We start from the raw sequence: 9,573 nt of genomic DNA, 5'->3' as shown, positions 1-9,573 counted from the left end.
GTTGCGGGAGCCGGATTTGAACCGACGACCTTCGGGTTATGAGCCCGACGAGCTACCAGACTGCTCCATCCCGCGCCTGTAATTTCTTTAAAACATTTTCGTAATATTTACGAGCCTGCCTTGAAGAGAGCGCTACTATATAGGAATGAACATTTAATGCAAGGCCTAAACTAATTAAAGTTGTTCAACCGAACAAAAAGCAATCAAATTGCTATTCTGCGCTCAACCTTTGATGCGGATTAATCATTTTTTGCCATTCCCAGTCTGGATGTCCCATCACTATAAAGTCAGGGTTCTCAGTACTCTCACGTTGGTTGTACGTTAGCGGATTAAATTCGGCATCGGTAATACAACCACCGGCTTCTTCAACAATAACTTGTGAAGCACCTGTATCCCACTCTCCCGTTGGACCAATTCTTAAAAAACAATCTGCTTTGCCTTCTGCAACAGTACAAGCTTTTAATGAGCACGAACCAATAGCAATAGTTGTAAACTGACTATTTAAATACTGACTCACCGCTTCTATTTTTTGGCGGCGGCTCACAGCAAGCGTCAAGTTCTCTGGCGGCGCTACAGATATTTGCGTATCAATTGAGTTTTCACGTTTAAAGGCACCATTTTTAGCTGTAGCAAAATAAGTCACACCTTTTGCAGGCCAATGAATAACACCAAGCACTGGGTGATTATTTTCAATCAATGCAATATTTACTGCAAAATCGCCACTTTCTAAAATAAACTCGCCTGTGCCATCCATCGGATCGAGTAACCAATAACGCTGCCAATCCTGTCTGTCGGCTAGTGCTGGTATAGGCGTTTCTTCCGACATAATCGGAATGTCGGGCGCTAAGACTTTTAATCCAGCAACCAATACGTCATTTGCTGCTAAATCAGCTTTGGTAACAGGCGTATTATCTGATTTCTCTTGTTGGCCAATATCGCCTTTTTTATAAATGGCCATAATTGCATCGCCAGCACGCTCAGCTAATTCAATACACGGTTCGATTAATTTATTCATCGGCAGCTCCAGACGCTAAATACTTATCTAATAATAGCAAAGCTGCAACACTGCGTGCTTCGGTAAAATCTTCTTGGTCTAATAATGACTGCCACTGAGTTAATGGCCACTTAACAACAACAAGCGGCTCTGGTTCGTCGCCAATAAGGGTTTGTGGGTATAATTGCTTAGCAAATAAAATATGCATAGTGGCATTAAAGTAACTCGGCGCCATTGTTACTGTTCTTAATGGTTTAAAATACTCAGCACCAAAGCCAATTTCTTCTTTAAGCTCTCTGTTAGCAGCTTGCTCTGGCGTTTCGCCCGGATCAATTAAGCCTTTAGGAAAACCTAACTGGTAATCGTTTGTTCCCGCACAGTATTCACGTACAAGTAGTAATTCGTTGTCTGCACTTAACGGAACAATCATCACCGCTCCCCGGCCACCGCCGCGAATTCGCTCATACTGGCGCTCTTCGTTATTAGAAAACTTTAGCTCTAAAGACTCCACAGTAAACAGGCGGCTTTTAGCGACAACATTGTTACTGAGGATTTGTGGTGGTGTTGGGTGCTTTTTCTGTGTCATTGGCGTTAATTTGCTATCATGGCAGTTAGTTCAATAATAAACCTTATAAGTTGAAATTCCTATGTTAAATTGGTCAAAAATCGATACCGTTTTGCTCGACATGGATGGAACATTACTCGATTTACATTACGACAGTCATTTTTGGCTTAACGTTATTCCTGCGCAACACGCATTAGCAAGGGGCATTAGCCTGGATGCAGCTAAAGCAGATATTTTAAAACGCTATCAAGCTGTAAGCGGTCAAATACAGTGGTATTGTTTAGATTATTGGGAGCAGCAATTAAGCTTGCCTATAATGGAGCTTAAACGAGAGTCTCAGCATTTAATTAAAATGCGCGAAGACGTACCTCATTTTTTAACTGAGCTTAAAAAAGCAGGCAAAGAGTTAATTTTACTTACCAACGCCCACCCTGAGAGTGTCATGCTTAAATTTGAGCATACAGCGATTGATAACTACCTAGATGGCGTAGTGTCTACTCATGAATATGGAGTAAGTAAAGAGCAACAAAGTTTATGGCACCAAGTACAAAAAGACTTAGGCTTTAATAAAAGTCGTACTTTATTTGTTGACGATAGCATTGCGGTTTTGAATGCCGCACGAGAATACGGCATTGAGCACTTACTTGCAGTTGCTAACCCTGATAGCCAACAACCACATAACGAAATAGCCGATTACCTAAGTGTTACCGACTATCGTAAGATTATCTAACTCAGTTTACGTGGGCTAGATTTTTGGGTAACGCGCTTCTAGCCCTTGATATACTAACTTTGCAAAATCTGCATGTTCTGTATCAAGACTTTTAACTACTTCAACTAAATGCTCGTTATCTTCTTGCCCGTTCCATTCTTTAATATAGCTACCATCTTTGTAACCGTGATCTTGGCGGAAAAAGTTTAACGTATTTTTACCTACGTAGCCGCGATATAAATCATCAATATCCATACCCATTTGCGCCATACAGCCGGCAAAGGCACCTGCATTAAACGTTTTATCAGCAACGGCAGACGCCGCTAATATCTCTAGTGTTTGTTTAAAGTCATCAGCTTGTTGAGCATTACTAAGCTCAGTTTCAAGTTGCTTTGCTAAGTCTTCGTAGCTAGTTTCGCCGTCAATTCTAAGCGATAGACCAAAATGAAAAATATCAACCAACTCTAAAATAACTTGTTCAGTATCTGGTGTTTGTTTTTTCCACCATTTCCAACCATGATGATCTAGCATTTCAGCACACTCAACCCAAATAGCGCGGTACCATTCAAACCCTTGAGTAAACCATTGCTCATGTACTTTAGTATTCATGGCGTTTTGCATTTCTAGCATCACTACTAGCTTGTTTAAATTGGCAGACATATCAATTCCTGTCGTTTTGGTTGGCGTAATTTTCGTTGGTGTAATAATACAGATAAAATGCTGATTGTGCATTGCTGTATATTTTTATTAGTGTGCTAATTATGTTTATCGTGACGTCGTAAACTCATGCCATGAATCAATTAAATCAATGAAATCTTCAAAGCCACAACCACTACTTAAACCATTTTCTTCAAGCGCTAAATCGTCATCTTGATACGCTATTAGATCTTCGCTATCTTGATGAAGCGCATGGGCTTCAAATAATGCTTCGTCTTTCGTTAAGATTAAATCTATTTCTTGGCCTTTTAGCGTTAGCGGCTCATAGCTTGAACTTACCGATGCAATAAGCGCTAGCACCATGGCTACTTTGTCTTTGCCTATTTCTTCGTTTAGCCAGCGACCAATAATAGCGTGTTCACTGCTTATTTTAATACGTAGCCCACTAATAGGGTCGCGAATAAATTGATATTCCATAGGGTTTGCCTGTAGATCTTTAATTGCGTAATTATATACGTAAACGCCCGTAAACCACAGGACATATAAAGTAAAATAGCGCCACATGGGCGCTATTTTACTCAACTTTAAAACCGTTAACTTCGCGATCTATAACGCGCTGCGTCAATGATCGACCATAAGTAAATAATAGGTACAAGCACAAAACCTACAAGCACATAAATTAGTGCGTAACTTATTATAATAGCGAGTGCAAAAAATATAGCCGCTAAAATACGCCCTTGCACTAACTGCCCTAAACCAGGAAAAAATATATTACATAATGCTGCGATTACGTTACCGCCAGAACCTTGATCTGCCATACTAACCTCTGTATTTATTTGATTTTATAATTATTTACTTACACACTTTATGCCAATTTATTAAAGCTTACAAATCAAATAGTTAAATTAGTCTAGATTTAAAGAGTTAGTATATTTTGCTAACTTTAGGTCAAATTAGCAATTTTTGTTATGCGTTTATGTTTTTTATTCGCTTAGTTAATTAGCAAGTTACTCGTTTTGAACACTATTTTATAAATAGCTGTTTATAAAAACAGTATTTTATTTAGCCTAACAAAAACACCTGTTATACTGGCCACAATATTGATTAAAAAGGCGTAACGATGGACGTTTCACAATTACTCGATGGCTTAAATGACAAACAACGCGATGCCGTTGCAGCCCCACTACAAAACATGCTGGTATTAGCAGGTGCTGGGTCTGGTAAAACACGAGTGTTAGTTCATCGTATTGCGTGGCTTATGCAAGTTGAGCAGGCATCCGCTTACAGTATTTTTGCCGTAACCTTTACTAATAAAGCAGCTAAAGAAATGCGTGGCCGCGTTGAAGAAACACTAAAAGCCCCTGTAGGTGGTATGTGGATTGGTACATTCCATGGTTTATCGCATCGTATTTTACGTGCTCATCACCGTGAAGCTAATTTACCTGAAGCCTTTCAAATTTTAGACTCTGATGATCAGCTTAGAATGATCAAGCGCTTATTAAAATCGATGAATATTGATGATAAAAAATGGCCCGCTAAGCAGTTTGGCTGGTACATAAGCGCCAAAAAAGATGAAGCACTTCGCCCTAAAGATATTCAAGCATACGATATTAATGAGCAAATGATGCTGCGAGTTTATGCCGCCTATCAAGAGGCCTGTGATAGAGCGGGCCTAGTTGATTTTGCTGAAATATTACTACGCAGCTACGAAGTGTTAAAAGATAACCCTACGTTACTACGTCATTATCAGCAGCGCTTTGCACATATGCTCGTAGACGAGTTCCAAGATACAAATACCATTCAATATGCTTGGTTAAAGTTACTTGCTGGCGATACTAACAGCATCATGATTGTAGGCGACGATGACCAAAGCATTTATGGTTGGCGTGGTGCTAAAATCGAAAACATTAAACGTTTTTTAACTGACTTTAGCGCAGAAACCATTCGTCTTGAACAAAACTACCGTTCAACCGCGACTATTTTGAAAGCGTCCAATGCATTAATTCAAAATAACTCAGAACGTATGGGTAAAAGCTTGTGGACCGATGGTAACGATGGCGAGCCAATCTCTATTTATGCAGCATTTAATGAGTTAGACGAAGCACGCTTTGTAAGTAGCAAATTACGAAGCTGGTTAAATGCAGGGAATGCCCTGCAAGATGCCGCAATTTTATACCGTAGTAACGCGCAATCTCGTGTACTTGAGGAAGCCATGCTACAAGAAGGCTTAAAATACCGTATTTATGGTGGTATGCGATTCTTCGAACGACAAGAAATTAAAGATGCGCTTTCGTATTTACGTCTAGTAGGTAATCGACAAGACGATGCCGCGTTTGAGCGTGTAATTAATACGCCAGCACGCGGTATTGGTGATAAAACATTGAGCCATATACGCGACTGTGCACGAGCAGAATCGTTACCGCTTTGGTATGCCGCAAAAGCAATTGTAGAACAACAGCACTTATCTGGTCGTGCTTCTGGTGCAGTAAGTAAGTTTGTAGAACTCGTTGAACAAATAGAAGATAAAATTAGCGATCTAACTTTGCATGAGCAAGCTAAGTACACAATTCAAACCTCAGGCTTAATGGCAATGTACCAAGCCGAAAAAGGTGAAAAAGGCCGTGCTCGCGTAGAAAACTTAGAAGAACTAATTAGCGCTTGTGATCAGTATGAACTTCCTGAAGACGAAGAATACAGCTCACCTTTACAAGGCTTTTTAGCACATACATCACTTGAGTCAGGTGAAGGGCAAGCAGAAGAACACGAAGACGCCGTACAAATGATGACGCTTCACTCAGCTAAAGGTTTAGAGTTTCCATTAGTGTTTATGGTGGGCGTAGAAGAAGGCATGTTCCCTTCTCAGCAAAGCAACGAAGAGTCAGGGCGCTTAGAAGAAGAGCGCCGCCTTTGTTATGTAGGCATGACACGAGCAATGGATAAGTTATACATTAGCCATGCTGAGAGTCGCCGCTTATACGGGCAAGAAAAATACCATAGCCCATCACGCTTTTTACGCGAAATACCTGAGGACTGCGTAGAAGAAATCCGTATTAAAACACAGGTTTCTCGCCCGCCTGCTGCGGGGCGCTTTAGCGCATCAGTTAGCCATGCCGCATTTGAAGACAGTGGCTTTAACTTAGGGCAACGAGTTTTGCATGCTAAGTTTGGTGTAGGTACCGTACTTAATTACGAAGGCAGTGGCGCGCAATCTCGGGTACAAGTTAACTTTGACGACCTTGGCAGTAAATGGTTAGTAACGGCCTATGCACGATTACAAGCTGTATAAAGCTCACCTAAGTGAGTTAGAACAACAACTAGCTGGCGCGTATCATCGTCAGCTAGTGTTGATTACGGGCAGCCCTGCTTGGTGTTATGAATTACTTAACTCATTAATAGATGAAAACAATGCACTTGTTTTATCAAAGCAGTGCGCGATTAAAAATTCGTACTGGCCTACTCGCACTCATCAAATTTTAGGTCAAGAATTTACTCATGCTGTTTACGATGGTTTTAGTGGTTTGCACCCTGATAAACTTGCAGCACTTGCCGGCACTGTTAAAGCAGGCGGTATACTGTTTTTATTACTGCCCGAATTAGATGATTTAGCCTCTTGGCAAGACCCTGCTTTAAGCACAATGCAATCACACGGTCAGAGTATTGACTACAGTTTATTTAATCAACGTTTCGCGGCTATTATAAAACCATTACCCACTTTTCATTTTAGTGAAAAAAATGGCTATATTAGTAATAACACTAGCTATGTAATGCATAATAAAATTGATTATGAGCCACAGCAAAACTGCGTTGAACAAATAGTAAAAGTAGCTAATGGTCGTGCCAACAGGCCTTTACTCATTAATGCTGATAGAGGTAGAGGCAAGTCGGCAGCACTTGGCTTAGCAGCCGCAAAATTAGCTGGTAAAAAAATCATTATTTGCAGCACTCAGTTTAAAGCGACCCATAGCAGCTTTAAACATTTAGCCAACGAGTTGAACCTTCAATACAACACTGAACATAAACAGCTAGCCAATTTGCACTACGTTGCACCTGATGCACTATTAAATGCGCTACCTGAGTGTGATTTATTACTCGTTGATGAAGCTGCAGCAATCCCTGTTCCGTTATTATTAAAAATACTAGCGCATTACCCTCGTATAGTATTTGCAAGTACACTGGTTGGGTATGAGGGCAATGGTAGGGGTTATACCATTCGCTTTAGTAACTATATAAAGGCGCACTATAAAGCCTCTAAAGTTGTAACGCTTGATCAGCCACTGCGTTTTGCTAAACACGATCCCCTCGAGAAGCATATTCGCACCTTGCTTGCACTCGACGCACAATATAAAGAGTTAAGTAGTGATCAATTAGGACAGCCAGTTCATAGCGAAATAACTCAGCAGTACCTTGTAAACAATGAGGCTTTACTGCAACAAGTTATTGCCCTGCTTGCATTGGCTCACTATCAAAGTAGTGTAAACGATTTACGCCAACTACTAGACGCACCATCGCAACGAATATTCATCAGCAAAATTAACAATCAATTAGTTGGCGTATGTTTAATCGCAATAGAAGGTGGTTTAAGTGAAGACCTTGCCCTACAGGTTATAAGCGGAGAGCGTCGCCCACAGGGTCACTTAATGGCTCAAACACTCTCACAACTTAGTTTTAATGATGACTACTTCACACAGTTGAGCGCTCGCGTTGTACGAATAGCGATTGATCCGAGCTCTCACAATGTGGGCTTTGGTAAAAAGCTACTTAGCTATTGCGAGTCGCAAGTTAAAAGCCAATGTAGTTGGTTTGGTGCAAGCTTTGGCGCAACAGCGCAGTTACTAAATTTTTGGCAAAACCAAGGATTTGATACCGTAAAACTAGGTTATCAACGCGATAAAAGCACGGCAGAACATTCGGCGCTTGTGGTTAAATGCTTAAATAACAAAAGTGCGATTATTCAACCTTTGAAAAAGCAGTTTAAAAACGATTTTTTTTATGGCCTTTTAACACACTTTAAAACACTGGACTGGCAACTTGTAAGTATTTTAATTGCGGGATTTAGCGATGAGTTAGTAAGCCCCGAGACTCGCGAACGATTAGCCTTGCTCGTAAACAATAGCTTCACTCAATTTAATATCTCTGCGACTCTTTGGCAGGTAGTGAATCAGTCTCCTTCTTGTATGTCTCAATTAACAGAGTCAGATAAACGACTTTTAATAAAGTTAGTCCTTCAAAATGAATGTAATGAAAAAGTAATTCAACACTTAGGTTTATTAGGAAAAAAGCAGCTTGAGAATCAATTTAAACATGCCATAAAAAACCTCACTAGTGCCATCTAATAACTCCTAGTTACCTATCTCTATTAAATCTTATCCATCTTTAAGCTATTTATTTAATTTGTTCTATCCTTAAAGCATTAATAGGTAAATTAAGATAAAGGCATGGAATTAATAAACTTTAAAGTGGGCTGTAAAACAATTTCACTTAAAATACTCGATATTTTATTAACAGAACGCTTTGACAATAATCTAACAACTTTACCAAACAATAATAAAAGCTTTATTGGTGTTAAAGATTATATGGATATACCAACACCTGTTTTTGATTTGGGTATTATTTTAAATAATATCTCAACTGAGCAAAGTAATGCGAATGCACTAAAACAACTCAGATCGTGGCAAGAAAAACTATTAAACTGGTTCAATATACTTCAAAGTAGCTTATCAAGTAGCTCGGCTCCTATTTCAAACAATGACACAGAACTACAAGATTTTGTTCTTTTTTACAAAGAATTCAACACCGATAATGAAGACTTAAAATTAACTATGTCTCGGTTTAACGACACCTTCCAATCAATACTAGAGACAATAAAAGAAGTTATAGCAGCCCATAATCGGAGTGATCATAAACAAGTATCCGTGCTGCTCGACAAAATGAATCGTAATAGCTTGATTCAACTCGAGCGCTTGTTTGAGTCAGCTAAAGAACAAATAACCTTAGACTATAAACCTATTATTGTTTTTACCACTAAAGACGGCTTAAACCCGCATGTAGGATTATTGGTAGATAAGGTTGAAGATAATATCGACTTTAAAAAAGAAGATATAAGGCCACTGGATAAACTTACCGAAATTGGCTTCGACATAGACCCACAAACTAAAAATATGATGCGAGGATTAATAAAGCTTACACAAAAACACAGTTTATTAATTGATCCAAGCGCAATATTTAAACCGACGCAATTAGAAGAATCTGAAAGTGAAGAAAGCCAAGCTTACGGACTATTTTAAATAGCTTTTAGATTGGGTTATAAGCTTTAGCACTGGAGTAATGAGCTATTAAAGCGACTCGTTAAGTTCGGGCTTTCTACAGTTTGAAGTCGGTGCGCTACACAGTAGAATGTCGTAGTGCCAACAGCGGTAAAAAGTCACCTAGCAAATGCTACATACTTATCGGCGTGCAGAGATATTGAGTGACTTTGGTGTGATTAAACATAACTTTAGCGCCAGGAGACACTACGCTCGCCCGCCCTACGTAATGAGTGTTGGTGTAAGAGTCTATTAATTGCGCGCATTTTACTTTTCTGCAGACGTAAAAAAGCCCGAATCGTTAGATTCGGGCTTTCTACAATTTGAAGCCTGGTAATGTCCTACT

9 protein-coding genes and 1 tRNA gene are annotated in these 9,573 nt (G+C 39.6%); 4 read left to right on the top strand and 6 right to left on the bottom strand.

What is annotated here, in order from left to right; translation table 11 throughout:
• Position 1 precedes the first annotated feature (1 nt).
• From WNY79_RS20535 to nudE, 3 genes are all read right to left on the bottom strand, one after another.
• Positions 2-75, bottom strand: a tRNA-Met gene (locus WNY79_RS20535).
• Between the two features lie 136 nt (positions 76-211).
• Positions 212-1,015, bottom strand: a complete 804-nt coding sequence (gene cysQ, locus WNY79_RS20530; protein ID WP_170073002.1) for a 3'(2'),5'-bisphosphate nucleotidase CysQ — start codon at positions 1,013-1,015, stop codon at positions 212-214.
• Entirely contained in the window at positions 1,008-1,580 is a 573-nt protein-coding gene (gene nudE / locus WNY79_RS20525; RefSeq protein WP_007586548.1) for an ADP compounds hydrolase NudE, read from the bottom strand. The genes cysQ and nudE overlap by 8 nt, the downstream gene beginning before the upstream one ends.
• 61 nt (positions 1,581-1,641) lie before the next feature.
• Between nudE and yrfG the strand changes: the two genes are divergently transcribed.
• Positions 1,642-2,289: a GMP/IMP nucleotidase gene (gene yrfG, locus WNY79_RS20520; protein ID WP_002963013.1), complete on the top strand. Its 648-nt coding sequence runs from the start codon at positions 1,642-1,644 to the stop codon at positions 2,287-2,289.
• Between the two features lie 15 nt (positions 2,290-2,304).
• On the opposite strand, the gene WNY79_RS20515 is transcribed toward yrfG, so the two are convergent.
• From WNY79_RS20515 to WNY79_RS20505, 3 genes are all read right to left on the bottom strand, one after another.
• On the bottom strand, positions 2,305-2,928 hold the full coding sequence (locus WNY79_RS20515) for a dUTP diphosphatase (protein WP_007586550.1): 624 nt from the start codon (positions 2,926-2,928) through the stop codon (positions 2,305-2,307).
• A 105-nt stretch (positions 2,929-3,033) separates the two neighbouring features.
• On the bottom strand, positions 3,034-3,402 hold the full coding sequence (locus WNY79_RS20510) for a YacL family protein (protein ID WP_024590551.1): 369 nt from the start codon (positions 3,400-3,402) through the stop codon (positions 3,034-3,036).
• Positions 3,403-3,518: 116 nt separating this feature from the next.
• Positions 3,519-3,743, bottom strand: coding sequence for a hypothetical protein (locus WNY79_RS20505; protein ID WP_002963009.1), 225 nt, complete (start codon positions 3,741-3,743; stop codon positions 3,519-3,521).
• Between the two features lie 302 nt (positions 3,744-4,045).
• Here WNY79_RS20505 and uvrD point away from each other — a divergent pair, with 302 nt between their 5' ends.
• From uvrD to WNY79_RS20490, 3 genes are all read left to right on the top strand, one after another.
• Positions 4,046-6,211, top strand: coding sequence for a DNA helicase II (uvrD, locus tag WNY79_RS20500; protein ID WP_342876760.1), 2,166 nt, complete (start codon positions 4,046-4,048; stop codon positions 6,209-6,211).
• Positions 6,189-8,258: a GNAT family N-acetyltransferase gene (locus WNY79_RS20495; protein WP_342876759.1), complete on the top strand. Its 2,070-nt coding sequence runs from the start codon at positions 6,189-6,191 to the stop codon at positions 8,256-8,258. The genes uvrD and WNY79_RS20495 overlap by 23 nt, the downstream gene beginning before the upstream one ends.
• A 102-nt stretch (positions 8,259-8,360) precedes the next feature.
• Positions 8,361-9,209: a chemotaxis protein CheW gene (locus WNY79_RS20490; protein ID WP_170072999.1), complete on the top strand. Its 849-nt coding sequence runs from the start codon at positions 8,361-8,363 to the stop codon at positions 9,207-9,209.
• Positions 9,210-9,573: the final 364 nt, after the last annotated feature.

It is taken from the genome of Pseudoalteromonas sp. AS84, assembly GCF_038900255.1.
GTDB lineage: Bacteria > Pseudomonadota > Gammaproteobacteria > Enterobacterales > Alteromonadaceae > Pseudoalteromonas.
The sequence above is the reverse complement of the archived record's forward strand: the minus strand, read 5'-3'. Positions and strand labels throughout refer to the sequence as shown.

What these genes read in the sequence shown, in the direction of transcription:
- WNY79_RS20505 (WP_002963009.1), bottom strand. Translation starts at nt 3,743, where the DNA reads ATGGCAGATCAAGGTTCTGGCGGTAACGTAATCGCAGCATTATGTAAT.
- cysQ (WP_170073002.1), bottom strand. Translation starts at nt 1,015, where the DNA reads ATGAATAAATTAATCGAACCGTGTATTGAATTAGCTGAGCGTGCTGGC.
- WNY79_RS20515 (WP_007586550.1), bottom strand. Translation starts at nt 2,928, where the DNA reads ATGTCTGCCAATTTAAACAAGCTAGTAGTGATGCTAGAAATGCAAAAC.
- uvrD (WP_342876760.1), top strand. Translation starts at nt 4,046, where the DNA reads ATGGACGTTTCACAATTACTCGATGGCTTAAATGACAAACAACGCGAT.
- nudE (WP_007586548.1), bottom strand. Translation starts at nt 1,580, where the DNA reads ATGACACAGAAAAAGCACCCAACACCACCACAAATCCTCAGTAACAAT.
- yrfG (WP_002963013.1), top strand. Translation starts at nt 1,642, where the DNA reads ATGTTAAATTGGTCAAAAATCGATACCGTTTTGCTCGACATGGATGGA.
- WNY79_RS20510 (WP_024590551.1), bottom strand. Translation starts at nt 3,402, where the DNA reads ATGGAATATCAATTTATTCGCGACCCTATTAGTGGGCTACGTATTAAA.
- WNY79_RS20490 (WP_170072999.1), top strand. Translation starts at nt 8,361, where the DNA reads ATGGAATTAATAAACTTTAAAGTGGGCTGTAAAACAATTTCACTTAAA.
- WNY79_RS20495 (WP_342876759.1), top strand. Translation starts at nt 6,189, where the DNA reads ATGCACGATTACAAGCTGTATAAAGCTCACCTAAGTGAGTTAGAACAA.